At 70.2% G+C, this 19,011-nt stretch carries 15 protein-coding genes; 8 read left to right on the top strand and 7 right to left on the bottom strand.

The window, feature by feature from the left end:
* Window positions 1-25: 25 nt before the first annotated feature.
* Entirely contained in the window at window positions 26-409 is a 384-nt protein-coding gene (locus ABZT49_RS12370) for a response regulator (RefSeq protein WP_355286362.1), read from the bottom strand.
* A 487-nt stretch (window positions 410-896) separates the two neighbouring features.
* On the opposite strand from ABZT49_RS12370, the gene ABZT49_RS12365 reads away from it, so the two are divergent.
* Window positions 897-1,688 (top strand): class II glutamine amidotransferase, encoded by a 792-nt coding sequence (locus tag ABZT49_RS12365; RefSeq protein WP_355286361.1) that lies wholly within the window; start codon window positions 897-899, stop codon window positions 1,686-1,688.
* Between the two features lie 643 nt (window positions 1,689-2,331).
* Window positions 2,332-5,817, top strand: coding sequence for a nucleotide disphospho-sugar-binding domain-containing protein (locus ABZT49_RS12360; RefSeq protein WP_355286360.1), 3,486 nt, complete (start codon window positions 2,332-2,334; stop codon window positions 5,815-5,817).
* Window positions 5,818-5,956: 139 nt separating this feature from the next.
* On the opposite strand, the gene ABZT49_RS12355 is transcribed toward ABZT49_RS12360, so the two are convergent.
* From ABZT49_RS12355 to ABZT49_RS12340, 4 genes are all read right to left on the bottom strand, one after another.
* Window positions 5,957-7,447: a carboxypeptidase M32 gene (locus tag ABZT49_RS12355; RefSeq protein ID WP_355286359.1), complete on the bottom strand. Its 1,491-nt coding sequence runs from the start codon at window positions 7,445-7,447 to the stop codon at window positions 5,957-5,959.
* Window positions 7,448-7,545: 98 nt separating this feature from the next.
* Entirely contained in the window at window positions 7,546-8,859 is a 1,314-nt protein-coding gene (locus ABZT49_RS12350) for an arsenic transporter (RefSeq protein WP_355286358.1), read from the bottom strand.
* Window positions 8,860-8,887: 28 nt separating this feature from the next.
* Window positions 8,888-9,325 (bottom strand): arsenate reductase (glutaredoxin), encoded by a 438-nt coding sequence (gene arsC, locus ABZT49_RS12345; protein ID WP_355286357.1) that lies wholly within the window; start codon window positions 9,323-9,325, stop codon window positions 8,888-8,890.
* The gene (locus tag ABZT49_RS12340; RefSeq protein ID WP_355286356.1) at window positions 9,318-9,674 is read right to left on the bottom strand and encodes a metalloregulator ArsR/SmtB family transcription factor; all 357 of its coding nucleotides are present in this window, start codon (window positions 9,672-9,674) and stop codon (window positions 9,318-9,320) included. The genes arsC and ABZT49_RS12340 overlap by 8 nt, the downstream gene beginning before the upstream one ends.
* A gap of 50 nt (window positions 9,675-9,724) precedes the next feature.
* Between ABZT49_RS12340 and arsH the strand changes: the two genes are divergently transcribed.
* On the top strand, window positions 9,725-10,486 hold the full coding sequence (gene arsH, locus ABZT49_RS12335) for an arsenical resistance protein ArsH (RefSeq protein WP_355286355.1): 762 nt from the start codon (window positions 9,725-9,727) through the stop codon (window positions 10,484-10,486).
* Window positions 10,487-10,516: 30 nt separating this feature from the next.
* On the opposite strand, the gene ABZT49_RS12330 is transcribed toward arsH, so the two are convergent.
* Window positions 10,517-11,287: an AprI/Inh family metalloprotease inhibitor gene (locus ABZT49_RS12330; RefSeq protein WP_355286354.1), complete on the bottom strand. Its 771-nt coding sequence runs from the start codon at window positions 11,285-11,287 to the stop codon at window positions 10,517-10,519.
* 18 nt (window positions 11,288-11,305) lie between these two features.
* Window positions 11,306-12,262 (bottom strand): 2-hydroxyacid dehydrogenase, encoded by a 957-nt coding sequence (locus ABZT49_RS12325; protein ID WP_355286353.1) that lies wholly within the window; start codon window positions 12,260-12,262, stop codon window positions 11,306-11,308.
* A gap of 278 nt (window positions 12,263-12,540) precedes the next feature.
* Here ABZT49_RS12325 and ABZT49_RS12320 point away from each other — a divergent pair, with 278 nt between their 5' ends.
* The 5 genes from ABZT49_RS12320 to leuC all read left to right on the top strand — a co-directional run bounded on the left by ABZT49_RS12320 (window position 12,541) and on the right by leuC (window position 18,872).
* Window positions 12,541-13,632 carry a sn-glycerol-3-phosphate ABC transporter ATP-binding protein UgpC gene (locus tag ABZT49_RS12320; protein WP_355286352.1) on the top strand — a complete coding sequence of 364 codons (1,092 nt, stop codon included), beginning with the start codon at window positions 12,541-12,543 and terminating at the stop codon, window positions 13,630-13,632.
* Window positions 13,633-13,720: 88 nt separating this feature from the next.
* Window positions 13,721-15,031, top strand: a complete 1,311-nt coding sequence (locus ABZT49_RS12315; RefSeq protein WP_355286351.1) for an ABC transporter substrate-binding protein — start codon at window positions 13,721-13,723, stop codon at window positions 15,029-15,031.
* Window positions 15,032-15,409: 378 nt separating this feature from the next.
* Entirely contained in the window at window positions 15,410-16,354 is a 945-nt protein-coding gene (locus ABZT49_RS12310) for a sugar ABC transporter permease (RefSeq protein ID WP_355286350.1), read from the top strand.
* A gap of 16 nt (window positions 16,355-16,370) precedes the next feature.
* A complete protein-coding gene (locus ABZT49_RS12305; protein WP_099954316.1) occupies window positions 16,371-17,261 on the top strand; it encodes a carbohydrate ABC transporter permease in 891 nt (296 codons plus the stop codon).
* A 195-nt stretch (window positions 17,262-17,456) separates the two neighbouring features.
* Window positions 17,457-18,872, top strand: coding sequence for a 3-isopropylmalate dehydratase large subunit (gene leuC / locus ABZT49_RS12300; protein WP_355286349.1), 1,416 nt, complete (start codon window positions 17,457-17,459; stop codon window positions 18,870-18,872).
* Window positions 18,873-19,011 lie beyond the last annotated feature (139 nt).

Here is a 19,011-nt window from a genome sequence, read left to right as displayed (position 1 = left end):
GAGGCGTGCGGGCTCTTGTCGTTGGTCAGGCCGCCGTGGCGTAGGTCGCCCGCTCGGCCTCGACCAGCACGTCGAGGGGCCGCCAGGGCTTCGGCATGTAGACGGCGTGGTCCGGCACGGCCTGCGTCGCCCCCGGTCGCGAGGTCACCACCAGACGCACGTCCGGCCAGTCCCGTTCCACCGTGCGGGCGAGGGTCGCTCCGTCGATCTCGCCGGAGAGCTGCATCTCCGTGAACAGCAGCGCGACTTCGGAGCCGCGCTCGCGCATCACCGCCAGCGCGTCGGCGGCGCTGTCGCAGGCGATCACGTCGAGATCGGTCTCCTCTAGGATCGCCGCGGCGAAATCCCGAACGGACTCATCGTCCTCCACCACGACGGCGATCGGCGCATTGGATTCTGCTCTGCCCATGAAGCCTCCTGTTATGTCTTGAGGGTCTTATTGATTCCCGGGTCCTCGTAAGTGCTCGGGATTGATGCGAAGCCGATCGGCCGCCCGCCGAATCGCCGCGGCATCCCCCGATGCGGATGCAAGGGGACGAGCGGAGCCGGAGAAACGGAAAACCGAACGCAGCGTGACACGCGTGCCGGAACGGGACGCAACTCAGCGACGCGAACACGCCTGCGTGAGCATCAACGACTCAATCCTGACATTGATCCCGGCAAAAGGTCTACCCTCGTCCGGGCGACCGATGCGCTACGCGCACGTAAGGCCGTTCCCCTACGCCATTGCCCTGCCCTTGGGCATGAGCCTTGGGCATATGAGGAACTTTCTTGCATGGTGCGGTGCATTAACGAGCTGTTCACCGTCTCGGGCAGAATGTTACCGTTCGATGAAGGCGGCGGACGAGGCACGGCCCGGAGCGGGACCGGCATCCGCCGCGGGAGGTGAAGAGCCGATGTGCCGCTTCCTCGCCTACCACGGCGACCCGGTCTATCTCGACGAGCTCGTCTGCGCGCCGACCCACTCGCTCGTGCACCAGTCGCTGCACGCGGCGGAGGCCCAGACCGAGACCAACGGCGACGGTTTCGGCATCGGCTGGTACGGCGACCGGCCGGAGCCCGGCCTCTACCGCGACGTGCGGCCGGCCTGGTCCGACGAGAACCTGCGCAGCCTCTCCCGGCAGATCCGCGCCCGCACCTTCTTCGCCCATGTCCGCGCCGCGACCGGTACCGCGACCACCCGGGCGAACTGCCACCCCTTCGCCCATGGCCGCCACCTGTTCATGCATAACGGCCAGATCGGCGGCTACGCCCGCATCCGCCGGCGGCTCGAGGCGATGATCCCGGACGGGCTCTACGAGGCGCGCCAGGGCACCACCGATTCGGAGGCCCTGTTCCTCCTCGCCCTCGCGCACGGCCTCGACCGCGATCCGGTCGCCGGCATGGCGGCGAGCGTGTCGGCGGCCCGCAGCCTGATGCGCGAGGCCGGCATCGACGAGCCCCTGCGCTTCACCGGCGTGCTCACCGACGGCGAGAGCCTCACCGCCTATCGCTGGGCCTGCGACGGCCGCCCGCCGAGCCTGTACTGGCGCGAGACCGGCACCGGCCTCGCGGTCGTCTCCGAGCCGATCGACGGCCTGCGCGCCGGCTGGTCGGAGGTGCCGAAGGGCGGCACGCTCATCGCCCGTCCGGGCGAGCCGGTGCGGGTGGTCGGGCCGGAGGAAACGGGCTTGCGGGCGGCGGCCTGAGGGCCCGCCGGCCCCGAGCCCGCACTTGCCAAGGCCTCCCTTTCCCCAAGCTTCCTCCGCCGGCGGCCGGCCCCACGGCCTGGCGGATCGCAGCCCCTTCGCGGCGTCCGGCGGCGGCCGGACCGACCCGTCGCCTCGCGGTTTCCCGACGCGAATCCTGATCGAACGCCTGTTTCGCACTCTAGGGAAACAGAGGCGCATCGGACGATGCACTCATAATTCAGCCCTCGACTTTCTCTGGTCACGCCGACACATCGAAATCGAAAAGTATTCTTGTCATAGTATAACATCGCCCATCTCGACGGCTGATTTTCCTTGCGTCATCCAGATCGTACGCAGATAAGGGCCCGGGCACACCATCGATGAGCGGCACTCGCCGAACGCTCGCCCTTCGAGAGCCTGTTTGATTGGCGTCTGCAGAATTGTCACGCTCCGCGTCATTCCAGGACCGCGCAGCGGAGCCCGGAATTCATACACTCAGGCGGTACAGAACGAGGCGGACAGGCTTCCGTTTCAGACTGTACCATTCGCGGTTCTGGATTCCGGGCTCCGCTACGCGGCCCCGGAATGACCCTGAGCGTGGGAAGACTGTCGGAGATCGCCGAACGGTCTCCGAGAGACGCCCGGGGCACGGGAGCAGCCCGTGTCATCTCTCGCGACGGGCGGGGCGGGCGACGTGACGCGGCGCGTCCTTCTCGCGGCTCTGGGCACCCATGGCGACGTCCTGCCCGTCATCGCCATCGCGGCGGCGCTCCAGGCTCGGGGGCATCGGGTCCGGATCGCGGCGCCGGGACCGTTCTGGCCCCTGGCGGATCGCGCCGGCCTCGCCTTCCACCCCATCGGCACCGAGGCGGATTTCGCCCGCACCGTCGGGCGGACGGAGTTGTGGCGGCCGGTCCGCGGCGCGACGGCGATGCTCGAGGCCGTCGCCGCGGCCATCGATCCGACCTATCGCTGGCTCGAAGCGGAGGCGCAGCCGTCCGACCTCGTGGTCGCCTCCACCCTGGCGCTGGGCGCCCGGGTGGCCCAGGAGCGCCTCGGCCTGTCGCTCACCACCCTCCACCTCATGCCGATGCTCCTCGAGAGCCGCGTCGCCCCGCCCCGCCTGCCCGGCCTGCCGCTCCCCCGCCTGCTGCCCGCCCGCTGGCGCTACGAGCTCGGCCGCGGCGCCGACCGCTTCGTCCTCGACCCCGCGGCGCTTCCCCCCCTCAACGCCGTCCGGGCCCACCTCGGCCTCGCCCCGGTCCGGCGCCTGCGGCACTGGTGGCACAGCCCCGAGCGCGTCCTGCTCGCCGTGCCCGACTGGTACGCCCCGCCCCAGCCCGACTGGCCGGCCCAGCTCGTCCAGGTCGGCTTTCCCCTCGCCGACACCTTCGGCGACGCCGCGGACCTCGCGCCCGACCTCGCCGCGTTCCTTCGCGCGGGTCCGCCTCCGCTCGCCTTCACCTACGGCTCGGCGATGGCCGGCGCGCACGATTTCTTCGCCACCGCCGTCGAGCTGTGCCGGCGCGCGGGGAGACGCGGCATCCTGCTCGCCGGCCAGGCCGACGCGGTCCCGGTCCCCCTGCCGCCCGGCCTGCTGCACGTCTCCTACGCGCCCTTGGGCCGTCTTCTGCCGGCCTGCGCGGCCCTGGTGCATCACGGCGGGATCGGCACGGTGGCCCAGGCGCTGGCGGCCGGTTGCCCGCAGCTGATCGTGCCCGTGGCGTTCGACCATGCCGACGAGGCCGAGCGGGTGGTGCGTCTCGGGGTGGGCGCGTCCCTCGCGCGCTGGCGCTTCACGGCGGAGCGGGCGAAGCGGGCCGTCGAGGCGCTGATGCAGTCCCCGGCGGTGGCCGCGGCCTGCCGCGAGGTGCAGGTGCTGATGCGGGCCGAGAACGGCGTCGCGGCCGCCTGCGAGGCCATCCTCGGCCCGTCCTCGACGGACCGGACGATGCCCCTGAACGGCACCGCCGAGCCCCGGCGGACCAGCTCCGCGCCGGCAAGATCCCTGCCGACAGGATCCCCGGGGGGCGAGTCCCCGGAACGCCCCTCGCGGGACGGGCCTGGCCGGCACCCCGGCGACCCGGGATCCGGCGCGGCGGCCCGCGCCACGGCGTCATCCCGCCCGGTCGTGTGCCTCTGCATGGTCGTCCGGGATGTCGCGCCGGTCATCCGCGCCTGCCTCGACAGCGCGCGTCCGCTGATCGACGCCTGGCTCGTCGTCGATACCGGCTCCACCGACGGCACGCAGGACATCGTCCGGCGGGCACTGGCCGACCTGCCCGGCACCCTGTGCGAGCGCCCGTGGCGCGGGTTCGCCCACACCCGCAGCGAGGCGCTGAGTCTCGCTCGCGCGTACGGCACCTACAGCCTCGTCATCGAGGCGGACGACCGGCTCGACCTCCCGGCGGGCTACGCGCTGCCCGTGCTGACCGCCGACGGCTACACCCTGGACGTCGCCGTCGGGGCGTCGCTCTTTCGCATGCCGCAGCTTCTGCGCACCGCCCTGCCCTGGCGCTACGACGGGGCGATCCACGCATCCCTCGGATGCGAGGAGGCCGAGACCATCGCGCACCCGCTAGGCCCGATCTTCCGCGGCGGCCGGAACTGGGGAGGGCCGCGCGCCCCCGAGACCGACCGGTTCGCCCCGGCCGCGATCGAGAGGGCGTTGGCCGCAGCACCCACCCCGCTCCTGGCCGCGCGCTACACGTTCCAGCTCGCCCAGCGCCACCGCGATCGCGGCGAGACCGATCGGGCGATCGCCCGGTACCTCGAACGGGCCGATCAGGACTTCCGGTCCGAGGAGATCTACGTGGCGCTGCTGGAGGCCGGGCGGCTCCTGCAGGCGGCCGGGCGGCCGCTGGCGGAGGTGCTGGCGCCCCTGGAGCGGGCGATGGCGGTGAGGCCCACCCGCGCCGAGGCGCCGCACGCCGCGAGCCTCGCCTGCCGGATGCACGCCGATCCCGTCCGCGGCACCGTCTACGGCAAGGCCGCCGCCGGCACGCCGCTTCCCGCGCAAGGATTTTTTCTGGAGCGCTGGATCTACGAGTACGGGGCCCTGGACGAGTACGCGGTCAACGCCTACTGGGCCGGCGAGCCCCGCGACAGCCTCGATGCGAGCCTGCGCGCCCTGGCCTCCGGGACGGTGCCCGAGGACCAGCGCGCGCGTGTCCTGGCCAATGCCCGCTTCGCGATGGACAGGCTCGCCGGCACCGCGCCCTCGGCGGCACGCCGGACCGGTGCCCACGTGCCCGTCGCCCCGCGCGCCCTCGACGTCCCCCTGCCCGAGCCGGCCCCCCGCATTCTGCTGGCGATCCTCGCCGGGGGCGAGGATCCCGTGCTGCCCCTGTTCCTCGCGTGCATCGACGCGCTCGACTATCCCAAATCGGCGATCGTCCTGTTCCTGCGCATCCACGGCACCGCCCGGACGCGGGAGATCCTGGGCGCCTGGCTCGACCGGGTGGGCGGGGAATACGCAGCCGTCGATGACGATGGGGGCCTCTCCGCCCCCGTGCCGGATGCCGGGGTCGATGAGGACGACGCGGACCAGCGCGACGCACGCGTCCGGCGCCGCGCCGTGAACTTTCGCGACGCGAGCCTCGCCAAGACCGCCGAGCATGGCTGCGCCTATTACTTCACGGCCGATTGCGACAACGTCCTCCGGCCGTGCACGCTGCGCACGCTCGTGGCGACCGGCCTGCCGATCGTCGCGCCGCTGCTGCGCCACATCGACCCGGCGCAGCTCTATTCCAACTACCACGCGGCCATCGACGACGCCGGCTACTTCAAGAGCAGCTTTCTCTACGAACCCGTCCTGTTCCGGGACGTGACCGGATTGATCGAGATGCCGGTGGTGCGCTGCACGTACCTGGTGCGTGCCGACGTCATCCCGCGTCTGGGCGAGGCCGGCGGCCCGGACGCCCATGAATACGTCGTGTTCTCGCGGCGCGCCCGGGCGGCGGGCATCGCACAGTATTTCGACAACCGGCAGGTCTACGGCTACATCGTGCCCGCCGACGCCGATCCGGCACGGACCGCCGATCACGTGCGGCAGGCGCGCCGGCTGCTGAGCATCGACGACGGGACGCCCCGCCCCCTTGTCGTGTCGGAATCCCGGCCGGCCGCCGGCAGGCCGACGCAGTCTTAATATTTTACTGCGTCGATCTCTCCGTCGCCTCTCGACGAACTCCGGATGACGCTCCGCCCTCGACGAGTGATTACGTCATCCCGCGCCTTCACGGATCGAGGAGCACGAGGGCAGGCCGATCGGCGGCGGGCGCGTCGGGTCACGCCGCGAGGTAGCGCCGGCGCAGGTGGCCGAGGAAGATCTCGGCCGAGAGCGGCCGGCCGGTCGCGGCTTCCAGGATCTCCTGCGTCCCGAACGCGCTGCCCTTGCCGTGCACGTTCGTCCGCAGCCAGCCGACCAGCGGGGCGAAGTCGCCCCGCGCGAGGCCGGGGCGCAGGTCCGGCTCGGCCCGGCAGGCGGCATCGAACAACTGCGCCGCCATCATCGCCCCAAGGGTGTAGGTCGGGAAGTAGCCCCAGGCGCCGCCGGGCCAGTGGATGTCCTGCAGGCAGCCCCGCGCATCGTCCGGCACGGTGAGCCCGAGGAGCCGGTGCATGCCCTCGTTGAAGGCGCCCGGCAGGTCGCCGATCTCCATCTCGCCGCGGATCAGCGCCCGCTCCAGCCGGTAGCGCAGCAGGATGTGGGCCGGGTAGGTGCACTCGTCGGCATCGACCCGGATGAAGCCCGGCGCGACCGTCGTGTAGTTGCGGTAGAGCGCGTCGGCCTCCCAGGCCGGGCCGGTGCCGCCGAAGGCCTCCCGGACCAGCGGCGCCAGCCAGGCGACGAAGTCGCGGCTGCGGCCGGCCTGCATCTCCAGGGTGAGCGACTGGCTCTCGTGCAGGCTCATGCCGCGGGCCGCCCCCACGGGCTGGCGGCGCCAGGGGGCGGGGCGGCCCTGCTCGTAGAGGGCGTGGCCGGTCTCGTGCAGCACGCCCATCAGGGCGCGGGCGAAATCGGCCTCGTCGTAGCGGGTGGTGATGCGCACGTCGTCGGTGGCGCCGCCGCAGAACGGGTGCAGGCTGACGTCGAGGCGCCCGCGGCTGAAGTCGAACCCCGCCGCCCGCATCAGGCTGAGCCCGACCTGGCGCTGGGTCTCGACCGGGAACGGACCCTCGGCTTTCGCCGCAGGCCCCGCCGCCGCCTGACGCGCCTGCGCCTCGGCGATCAAGCCCGGCAGCTCGGCCTCCAGCACCGCGAAGAGCGGGTCGATCGCCGCCTGCCGCAGGCCCGGATCGTAGCTGTCGAGGAGGGCGTCGTAAGGCGCGAGCCCCAGCGCCCCGCCCTTCGCCCGGCCGATCTCGCGCTGGAGCGTCAAGACCTCGGCGAGATCGGGCCGCAGGAGCGCGAAATCGCTCGTGCGGCGCGCCTCGCGCCAGGTCATCTCGGCGCGCGACACCGCCCGCGAACTCGCCTCGACGAGGTCGCGCGGCACCGCCGCGGCGTGGGTGTAGGACCGGCGCATCTCGGCGAGGTTCGCCCGCTGCCAGGCGTCGAGACCGTCCTCGTCGGTGGCGGCCGCCAGCCGGTCGGCGGTGGCGGAATCGGTCAGGAGATCGTGGGCGAGGCCGCGCAAAACCGCGATCTGGTCGCCCCGCCCCTCCGCCGCCCCGTCGGGCATCAGCGTCTGGGCATCCCAGCCGAGGATGCCGGAGGCGTCCTCGAGGGCGCTGATGCGGGCGAAGGTGGCTTCGAGGGCGCGGTAGGCCTGCATGGGAGAATCCGGTCGCTGTCGCTGATTCCCGGTTGTCCGACGGCGGAGCGCTCCATGGCAAGGGATCCGGGGCAAGGGATCCGGGGCAGCAGGCCGGGCTACCGCCCATTCAGGATCGGCAGCCAGGCCGCCAGTGCCACGAGCGTCGCCAGCAGCACCGGCGGGGTAACGACGAGGCCGATCCGCATGTAGCGGCCCCAGGTGATCCGCTGGCCCTTCGCGGCCAGCACGTGCAGCCACAGCAGGGTCGCGAGGCTGCCGATCGGGGTGAATTTCGGGCCGAGGTCGCAGCCGATCACGTTGGCGTAGATCATCAGCTCCCGGGTGAGCGGCGGGAGGTCGGGCGCCTGCTGGATCGAGAGCGCGCCGACGAGCACGCTCGGCATGTTGTTCATCGCCGAGGACAGGAGCGCGGCGGCAAAGCCGGTGCCGATGGTCGCGACCCACGGCCCGTACCCGGCGAGCCAGACGAGGCTATGCGCCAGATGGTCGGTCAGGCCGGCATTCCGCAGGCCGTAGACCACCAAGTACATGCCGAGGCTCAACAGCACGATCTGCCACGGCGCGCCGGCCAGCACCTTCCGGACCGGGACGACCCGGCCGCTCGCGGCCAGCGCGAGCAGGACGCCCGCGCCCGCGCCGGTGACGGCCGAGACCGGCACGCCGAGCGGCGCGGTCACGAAATAGGCGGCGAGCAGCAGGCCGAGGAGCGGGAAGGCGGCGCGGAACACCAGGGGATCGCGGATCGCGGCGGCCGGTCGCTCCAGCGCCTCCAGGGAATAGGCTGCCGGCACGACCCGCCGGAAGCACCACCACAACACCGCGAGCGTCGCGGCCAGCGACACCAGGTTCACCGGCACCATCACGGCGGCGTAGCGGCCGAAGCTGATGTCGAAGATGTTGGCCGAGACGATGTTGACGAGGTTCGAGATCACCAGCGGCAGGGAGGTCGAATCCGCCACGAAGCCGCAGGCGACGATGAACGCCATCGCCGCCGCCGGCTTGACGTCGAGGCGCGTGAGGATCGCCAGCACGATCGGCGTCAGCAGCAGGGCGGCGCCGTCATTGGCGAAGACCGCCGCGATGGCGGCACCGAGCAGGATCACCAGCGGAAACAGCCGCCGGCCCGACCCGCCGCCCCAGCGAGCGACGTGCAGAGCCGCCCAGTGGAAGAACCCGGCCTCGTCGAGCAAGAGCGAGATGACGATCAGCGCCACGAAGGTGAAGGTGGCGTCCCAGACGATGCGCCAGACCACCGGGACGTCGCCGGGCTGGATCACCCCGGTGGCAAGCGCCACGAGGGCGCCGGCGAGCGCGCTCCAGCCGATCCCGAGGCCGTTGGGCTGCCCGGGAATCTTGGGCTGCCAGATGACGATGAGGAGGGTGACGAGAAAGATGGCGAGGGCGAGCATCGCAGGCGTGTCGTGGTTCGAGTGAGGCTCAGGCGGTGGCGACGCGTCGCCTGTGCTCGTCGACGACCCGCTCGCAGTCCTCCTTCACGAACTCGCCCGCTTGCGGCGGCAGCAGGTCCAGCACGGCCTCGGACGGCCGGCACAGGCGCACGCCGAGCGGGCTCACCACCAGCGGACGGTTGAGCAGGACCGGGTACGCGGCGATCGCGTCGAGCAGCCGGTCATCGCTCAGCGCCGGGTCGTCGAGGCCGAGCTCGGCGAAGGGCGTGCCCTTCTCGCGCAGCAGCGCCCGGATCGGGATCCCGGCCCGCCACGCCAGGGCCCGGATCATCTCCTGCGTCGGCGGGGTCTTCAGGTACTCGACCACGTGCGGCTCGATTCCGGCATTGCGGATCATCGCCAGGGCGTTGCGGGACGTGCCGCAGGCCGGGTTGTGGTAGATCACGACGTCGAACGGCTCAGACATGGTCGGTGTCTCCGGCGGGGCAGCAGGCGGCGAGGGCGGAGAGTGCCGGGGCGCAGACCTCCGGGCGGCCCTGGCAGCAATCGCGCATCAGGAAGCGGATCAGGTCGGACAGGCCGTCATAGGCGGCCGTGTAGATCACCGACTTGCCCTCGCGCCGGGACGCGATCAGCCCGGCATGGGACAGTTCCTTCAGGTGGAAGGACAGGGTGTTGCCGGCGATGCCGATCGCCTCGGCGAGGAGACCGGCTGCCAGCCCGTCCGGGCCGGCGGCGACGAGGGCGCGCAGGGCCCGCAGGCGATGCTCCTGGCCGAGGGCCGCGAAGGCCGCGAGGGCTTGTCGTTCGTCCATCGTTCGTTCAACATATCGACATTCGTTGAATTGTAGAGGAAATAGCCGCCGTGGACAAGCCTGCTCCCGCCCCGTCCGCTCCCTCCGCCCGCGACGGGTTGCCGAACCTGAGCGAGGCGCATGCCGAGGTGCCGACGCGCGAGCGCCTGGCGGTGGCGGGGCCGTTCGCTCATCCGCCGCGCTTCCTGATCCTCTACGGCTCGCTGCGCGCCCGCTCGTTCAGCCGCTTCCTCGCCTACGAGGCCGCGCGGCTCCTGGAGGCGATGGGCGGCGAGGTGCGGATCTTCCACGCCGACGGGCTGCCGCTTCCCGACGACGCCACCGCCGAGCATCCGAAGGTGCAGGAGCTGCGCCGCCTGTCGCTGTGGTCGGAGGGGCAGGTCTGGGTCTCGCCCGAGCGGCACGGCACCCTGACCGGCGTGATGAAGAGCCAGATCGACTGGCTGCCGCTCTCGGAGGGCGGCGTGCGCCCGACTCAGGGGCGCACCCTCGCGGTGATGCAGGTCTCCGGCGGGTCGCAGAGCTTCAACGCCGTGAACGCCCTGCGGGTGCTCGGGCGCTGGATGCGGATGGTGACGATCCCGAATCAGTCCTCGGTGCCGATGGCCTACAAGGAATTCGACGAGGCCGGCCGGATGAAGCCGGGGCCGCTCTACGACCGCGTGGTGGACATGTGCGAGGAACTGATGAAGTTCACCCTGCTCGTCCGCGAGCGCTCGGATTACCTCGTCGACCGCTACAGCGAGCGGAAGGAGCGCGACCCGGAGCGCTTGAAGGCGGTCGCCGCCGATGTGGGCTTCGGGTCGCGCTGAGCACCATCCCGCGAGCCGCGTGCGGCCCCCTCACGGCTCCACCCGCCGCAGCACGAACGTGGTCCCGATCTCGGGATCGCGGCGCCAGCGCCCCTCCCCCACCGGGATCAGCTCGACGCTGTGGCCGCGCCTCGCGACGAGGACGAGGCGGCCGGCCTCGTAGTGCCAGGCGGTCGGATCGAACAGGGCGAGGCCCGGGTCGCGGCAACCCTCCTGGACCTGCGCCGCCTCGGCCCGGAGCATCACCCGGCAGACGTCCTTCTCGACGAAGCGGTCGAGGGTGTAGAGCCCGGTCACCCCGGCCGCGGTCGCGGGGGCGCCGGCCCAGTTCTCCCGCGCGGCCTCCCGCGGGCCCGGCGGGGTCGAGAGCGCCGCCTGGGTCACCAGCGGCGTCTCGGGGGCGGCGGGACGGGCGCCGGCCTGGGCCAAGCTGTAGCGCTCGCCGCCCGGGGTTTCCGCGCTGCGGATGCCGTCGCCGTCCGGGGCCGCGAAGGCCAGCAGCGGCTGGCCCTCCCGGTCGAGGAGCTGGATCAGGCCGCCCTCGAAGCGCCAGCCCGCGATGCCGTTGACCACCGGCAGCGCGCGCCGGCAGCCGGCCGGGAAGCGCAGGGCCTGGCCGACCGGGCCGGTCTCGGCCGCCAGCATCAGGCCGCAGCGGCGGAAGCTGCCGTCGAGGGCGAGCTCCCACGGACCGGCGGCGTCCCGCGCGGGAGCCGCTTCCTGTGCCGCCGCCTCCTGCGCCGCCGCGCTCCCTACCCAGGCGGCGAGACCGAGGAGCGGGAGGAGGCGGCACAGGCGCATGAACGTGGCTCTCGAAGGTCAGCCCTTCCAGGGAGTCTCGGCCACGGGCGTCACCGGACCCTTGCCCTGGAACCAGGAGGTCAGGTTATCAACGACGAGCTGGCCCATTGCGTTGCGTGTGTGATGCGACGCGGAGCCGACATGCGGCAGGAGTACCGCATGCTCCTGGGCGATCAGGGCATCCGGGACCTTCGGCTCCTCGGCGAACACGTCGAGGCCGGCGCTCTGGATCGTGCCGTCGGCGAGGGCGGCGGCCAGCGCCTCCTCGTCCACGAGGGTGCCGCGGGCGACGTTGATCAGCACGCCCTCCGACCCTAAGGCCTCCAGCACCTCGCGGCCGATCATGTTCTTCGTCTCGGGGCCGCCGGGGGCGACCACCATCAGCACGTCGCAGGCCTTCGCCATCTCGATGAGCGAGGGGAAGTACTCGTAAGCGACGTCCGATTGCTTGGTGCGGCCGTGATAGGCGATCGGCAGGCCGAAGGCGACGAGGCGGTGGGCAATCGCCCGGCCGATGCGGCCGAGCCCCAGGATGCCGACCTTGCGCCCGCGCAGGGTGCCGGTGAGCGGATAGGGCTTCTCCAGCCACTTGCCCTGGCGCAGGTAGCGGTCGACCTGCGGGATCTGCCGCACGGTGGCGATCAGGAGGCCCACAGCCAGATCCGCGACCTCGTCGGTCAGGACGTCCGGCGTATTGGTCACCATCACGCCGCGCCGGCCGCAGGCCGCCGCGTCGATCGTGTCGTAGCCGACGCCGAAATTGGCGACGATCTCGAGCTTCGGCAGCCGGTCGAGCAGCGCGTCGTTCACGTGGACATGGCTCACCGCCATGCCGCGAATCTTCGGGCCGACCTCGTCCAGGAAGCGCTCCTTGTCCTCGACCTTGTCGCCGCGGTGGACGGTGAAGAGCCTCTCCAGGCTGTCGGTCACCAGCGGCATCATCGGCCGCATGATCAGCACGTCTGTGGACTTCAAACCCGTCTCCCGGTCGTTTCTCGCGCATCCGACGATGGACGCATGGCGAGGGCGCTTGATCTTGCGCCCCGCGCGCCCGATGATGGCTGCCAACACGAGAGGCGGCAAGCCAGGCCGCCCCGTTCTTACGGGTCGAGGAAACAACCCAGATGAGCGCCAGACGCCCCTCCGAGGGCCCGCCTGTCGTGTGTTCGTCATTTGCCTGTGGCAGCGCTGCCGGTCCGGTCGGCGCGCCGCGCGCGACCCTATTCTGAATCGACACACGACACGAGGAGCCGATGGCCGGGCTGGAAATCAGGAACGTGCGCAAATCGTTCGGGGCCACCCCGATCCTGCACGGCGTCTCGATCGACATTCAGGACGGGGAGTTCGTCATCCTGGTCGGCCCCTCGGGCTGCGGGAAGTCGACCCTGCTGCGCATGATCGCGGGGCTGGAGAACATCACGGCGGGCGAGATCCGGATCGGATCGCGCGTCGTCAACGCGGTGCCGCCGAAGGAGCGCGACATCGCCATGGTGTTCCAGAACTACGCGCTCTACCCGCACATGACGGTGAAGGACAACATGGCCTTCTCGCTCAAGTTGCGGAAGGCCGCCAAGGAGGAGATCGACAGCCGGGTCGGCCGCGCCGCGGCGATCCTCGGCCTGGAGAAGCTCCTCGACCGCTACCCGCGCCAGCTCTCGGGCGGCCAGCGCCAGCGCGTCGCCATGGGGCGGGCGATCGTGCGCGACCCGCAGGTCTTCCTGTTCGACGAGCCGCTCTCGAACCTCGACGCCAAGCTGCGCGTGGCGATGCGGGCCGAGATCAAGGAATTGCACCAGCGCCTGCGCACCACCACGGTCTACGTCACCCACGACCAGATCGAGGCCATGACCATGGCCGACAAGATCGTGGTGATGCATGACGGAGTGGTCGAGCAGGTCGGCGCGCCGCTCGAGCTCTACGACCGGCCCGACAACATGTTCGTCGCCGGCTTCATCGGCTCGCCGGCGATGAACTTCCTCAAGGGCAAGATCGCCGGCGAGACGTTCCGCACCGAGGGCGGCCTCAGCCTGCCGCTGCCGACCCGCGGGGCGCGCCCGGCCGATGGCATGCCGGCGGTCTACGGCCTGCGGCCGGAGCACGTGCGCCTCGCCGAGAACGGCGTGCCGGTAGAAGTGGCGGTGGTGGAGCCGACCGGCTCCGAGACCATGGTGCTGGTGCGCCCGCCGGGCGGCGGCGCGCAGGACATCGCCCACGAGGTCGCCCGCGACATCGCCTGCGTGTTCCGCGACCGCATCGGCGCCGGCCCGGGCGAGCGGATCAACATCACCGCCGATCCCGCCCTCGTCCACCTGTTCGACGCCGAGAACGGCCGCCGGCTGAACTGACGACGCTTGTCCGGCCGGCGGCGGGACGCCATCCCGCCGCCGGCCGGCCCGTATCAACGACAAAGACCATCCCGGGAGAGACGCCACGATGTCAGCCTTCGATCGTCGCCAGTTCCTCAAGGCGGGTGCCGCCCTCGGCCTCGCTTCCGCCGCGGGCCTCGAGGGCTTCGCCCGCGCCTGGGCGCAGGAGAACCGGTGGAAGCCCGAACAGGGCGCCTCGCTCAAGCTCCTGCGCTGGAAGCGCTTCATCCCGTCCGAGGACGAGGCCTTCATGCGCCTCGTCGACGCCTTCACCAAGGCGACCGGCGTTCCGGTGACGGTGACGAGCGAGTCCTTCGACGACATCCAGCCCAAGGCCTCGGTGGCGGCCAATACCGGCCAGGGCCCGGACATGGTCTGGGGCCTGTACTCCTTCCCGGCGCTGTTCCCGTCGAAATGCATCGAGGTCGGCGACGTCGCCGACTATCTCGGCAAGAAGTACGGCGGCTGGCTGCCCGCGGCCGAGGCCTACGGCAAGGTCAAGGGCAAGTGGATCGCCATCCCGATGGCGTTCAACGGCGGCTATCTCAACTACCGCGTCTCGGCCATGAACAAGGCTGGGTTCCAGAAGTTCCCGGAAGACCATGCGGGCTTCCTGGAGCTTTGCAAGGCGATGAAGAAGAACAACACGCCGGCCGGCTTCGCCCTCGGGCACGCCACGGGCGACGCCAATTCGTGGATCCACTGGGCCCTGTGGTCGCACGACGCCTACCTGGTCGACGCCAACGAGAAGATCGTCATCAACTCGCCGGAGACCGCCAAGGCGCTCGACTACGTCAAGGCGCTCTACGAGACCTTCGTGCCCGGCACGGTGTCGTGGAACGACTCGTCGAACAACAAGGCGTTCCTGTCGGGCGACCTGTACCTGACCAATAACGGCATCTCGATCTACGCCGCGGCCAAGAACGAGAAGAAGGACATCGCGGCGGACATGGACCACGCCGCCTATCCGGTCGGCAAGTCCGGCAAGCCGACCGAGTTCCAGCTCGCCTTCCCGATCCTGGCCTATACCTACACCAAGGCGCCGAACGCCTGTAAGGCCTTCATGGCTTTCGCGCTCGAGGCCCAGAACTACAATGCCTGGCTCGAGGCGTCGCAGGGCTACCTCTGCCACCCGCTCCAGGCCTACGCCAACAACCCGATCTGGACCGCCGACCCGAAGAACAAGGTGTTCGGCGAAGCCTCGACCCGCACGCTCGCCGCGGGCGGTCTCGCCCCGGTGAGCGAGAAGGTGGCCGCCGTGCTCGCCGACTTCGTCGTCGTCGACATGTTCGCCTCCTACTGCACCGGCCGCGAGGACCTGAAGAGCGCGATCAAGACCGCCGAGCGGCAGGCGCAGCGGATCTTCCGGTCGGCGTAAGGAATCGGCGTCTCTGTCTGCTCGACAGCAGGGAGAAAGGCGCCGAGCGAGTCCGTGCAAGGGTGTGAGAACCCGCTCGACAATCCCGACGGTTCTCACACCCTCCTCGTCATTCCGGGGCTCGCCGCAGGCGAGAACCCGGAATCCAGACACTCAGGTGGTTCAGGCCAAGGCGAGCGGCGTCCCGCTCCATTCTCGACGACCTGCGCTTCTGGATCCCGGGCTCCGCTTTCGCGGCCCCGGGATGACCCTGTGAAGCGTGAAGATAAGCGTCTATCCTGCATCCATGCAGTCGAGCACGCTTTACAGTCTCTGAAATTTTGGTTTCGTTCCCCTTTCGCGGGGCAAGATACAAACAACACCTCGAGGAGGCTCCCCGTGGCCGATATCGCCCTCGCCCGCCCCGCCGCGGCGGCGCCCACGACCGGCTCAGCCTGGAGCCGGTTCCGGGCCAGCCGCGGCTGGCTGGGCTTCTGGTTCATGCTGCCGGCAGCCGCGATCCTGCTGCTGTTCCTGGCCTATCCCCTCGGCAAGGGCATCTGGCTCTCGCTCACCGACACCCGCATCGGGCGGGGCGGCAACTTCGTCGGCCTCGAGAACTACGAGTGGCTGTCGGACGACAGCGTATTCTGGCTCTCGGTGTTCAACACGCTGCTCTATACCGGCTTCGCCTCGGTGGCGAAGTTCGGGATCGGCCTCTACCTGGCGCTTCTCCTCAACAAGCGGCTGCCGTTCAAGGCGCTGATCCGCTCGATCGTGCTGATCCCGTTCGTCGTGCCGACGGTGCTGTCGGCGCTGGCCTTCTGGTGGATCTTCGACAGCCAGTTCTCGATCATCTCGTGGTCGCTGCGCCATCTCGGCCTGCTCGACCGCAACATCGACTTCCTGGGCGATCCAACGATGGCGCGGATCTGCGTGACCTTCGCCAATATCTGGCGCGGCGTGCCGTTCATCGCCATCACGCTGCTCGCCGGCCTGCAGACCGTCTCGCCCTCGCTCTACGAGGCGGCGACGATCGACGGCGCGACGCCGTGGCAGAACTTCCGCCACATCACCCTGCCGCTGCTCACCCCGATCATCGCCGTGGTGATGACCTTCTCGGTGCTGTTCACCTTCACCGACTTCCAGCTGATCTGGGCGATGACCCGCGGCGGCCCGGTCAACTCCACCCACCTGATGGCGACCCTGTCCTACCAGCGCGGCATCCTCTCGGGGAATCTCGGCGAGGGCGCGGCCATCGCCACCGCGATGGTGCCGTTCCTGATCTTCGCCATCGGGATCTCGTGGTTCGGCCTCCAGAACCGCAAGTGGCAGACCGGCTGAAAAGGAAACATCACCCATGGCCGCGACCACGACCGCCGACACCCCCGACAACAGCGAAGGCATGGCCTATCTCGACACGCTGCCGAAGCGCGTCGTCACGGTCTACCTGCCGCTCTTCGTCATCCTGGTGGTGCTGCTGTTCCCGTTCTACTGGATGGCTCTGACCGCCATCAAACCGGACGACCAGCTCATCGACATGGAGACCTACAACCCGTTCTGGGTGGTCTCGCCGACGCTCAAGCACATCTCGAAGCTGCTGTTCCAGACCAACTATCCGCTGTGGCTGTGGAACACGATGATGATCTCGGTGGCGGCCACCGTGCTGTCGCTGTTCGCCAGCGTGCTCGCCGCCTACGCGATCGTGCGGATCCGCTACAAGGGCGCGGTCGCGGTCGGCGCGGCGATCTTCCTCGCCTACTTGGTGCCGCCCTCGATCCTGTTCATCCCGCTCGCCACCATCATCCAGGCCTACGGTCTCTACGATTCGCCCTTCGCCCTGGTGCTGGTCTACCCCACCATCCTGATCCCGTTCTCGACCTGGCTGCTGATGGGGTACTTCAAGACCATCCCCTACGAGCTGGAGGAATGCGCGCTCATCGACGGGGCGAGCCGCTGGCAGATCCTGCTCAAGATCATCCTGCCGCTGGCGGTGCCGGGGCTGATCTCGGCCGGCATCTTCTCGCTCACTCTGTGCTGGAACGAGTTCATCTACGCGCTGACCTTCCTGTCCTCGACCCAGAACAAGACGGTCCCGGTGGCGGTGGTGAGCGAGTTCGTCGACGGCGACATCTACCGCTGGGGCTCGCTGATGGCGGGGGCGCTGGTCGGCTCGCTGCCGCTGGTGATCCTGTACTCGTTCTTCGTCGAGCACTACGTCTCGGCCATGACCGGGGCGGTGAAGGAGTAACGGAACCTGCGCCCCCGGATCGCGGCCCCGGGGGCGCCCTGCCGAGATTCCGCATGCCTGCGAGGTCTGCATCCCCTTGCGGCGCCGAGGGGTCTACCCGTCGGCGATCGAGCCGGTTACATGACAGGTCCGCCGGGTGCGAACGCCATGCGCCCGGCTTCCACGACAGGTCTTCGTGACAAGGCAAGAACCCCGATGACTGCCCCTCGCACCCTCTACGACAAGATCTGGGACGACCACGTCGTCGATCGTCAGCCGGACGGCACCTGCCTCCTCTACATCGACCGGCACCTCGTGCACGAGGTGACCTCTCCCCAGGCCTTCGAGGGGCTTCGTCTCGCCGGGCGCAAGGTGCGCCACCCGGAGAAGACGCTGGCGGTCGTCGACCACAACGTCCAGACCTCGGACCGCAGCCTCGGCATCGAGGATCCCGAGAGCCGCACGCAGATCGACACGCTGGCCGAGAACGTCCGCGAATTCGGCATCGAGTACTACGACGCGCTGGATAAGCGGCAGGGCATCGTCCACATCATCGGGCCGGAGCAGGGCTTCACCCTGCCGGGCCAGACGATCGTCTGCGGCGATTCCCACACCTCGACCCACGGCGCCTTCGGGGCGCTCGCCCACGGCATCGGCACCTCAGAGGTCGAGCACGTGCTCGCCACCCAGACGCTGATCCAGAAGAAGGCAAAGAACATGCGCGCCGTCGTCGACGGGCGCCTGCCCGCCGGCGTCGGCGCCAAGGACATCATCCTGGCGATCATCGGCGAGATCGGCACCGCCGGCGGCACCGGCCACGTGCTGGAATATGCCGGCGAGGCGATCCGGGGGCTCTCGATGGAGGGCCGGATGACGATCTGCAACATGTCGATCGAGGGCGGCGCCCGCGCCGGCATGGTCGCCCCCGACGAGACCACCTTCGCCTACATCAAGGACCGGCCGAAAGCGCCGAAGGGCGAGGCGTTCGAGCGGGCGGTCGCCTATTGGCGCAACCTCGTCTCCGACGAGGGCGCTCACTTCGACCGCGAGATCCGGCTAGATGCCGCCAACCTCCCGCCGATCGTGACCTGGGGCACCAGTCCTGAGGACGTGATCTCGGTCCAGGGCCGGGTGCCGGATCCGGCGGCCATCGAGGACGAGAACCTGCGCTCCTCCAAGGAGAAGGCTCTCTCCTACATGGGCCTGATTCCGGGTACGCGGATCACCGACATCGCCCTCGACAAGGTGTTTATCGGCTCCTGCACCAACGGCCGGATCGAGGACCTGCGGATCGTCGCCCGGATGGTCGAGGGCAAGAAGATCCACCCGAACGTGTCGGGCATGGTGGTGCCGGGGTCCGGTCTCGTGAAGCAGCAGGCGGAGGAGGAAGGTCTCGCGAAGATCCTGATCGAGGCCGGCTTCGACTGGCGCGAGCCGGGCTGCTCGATGTGCCTCGGCATGAACGCCGACCGCCTGAAACCCCACGAGCGCTGCGCCTCGACCTCGAACCGCAACTTCGAGGGCCGCCAGGGCCACAAGGGCCGCACGCACCTCGTCTCCCCGGCGATGGCCGCCGCCGCCGCCATCGCGGGCCACTTCGTCGATATTCGCGAGTGGCCCAAGGGCGCCTGAGACGTCGCGTCTGAGCCCGGCTCATGAAACGGCGGAGTTCGGCGTTGACGCCGGCTCCGCCGCCGACTAAACGACTGACACCGGGGCGCCGCCAAGGCGACGCTCTAGGGCCCAGGTGGCGGAATTGGTAGACGCGCTG

Source organism: Methylobacterium sp. EM32 (assembly GCF_040593685.1).
Lineage (GTDB): Bacteria > Pseudomonadota > Alphaproteobacteria > Rhizobiales > Beijerinckiaceae > Methylobacterium.
This window is presented reverse-complemented; position numbering and strand designations above follow the sequence as displayed.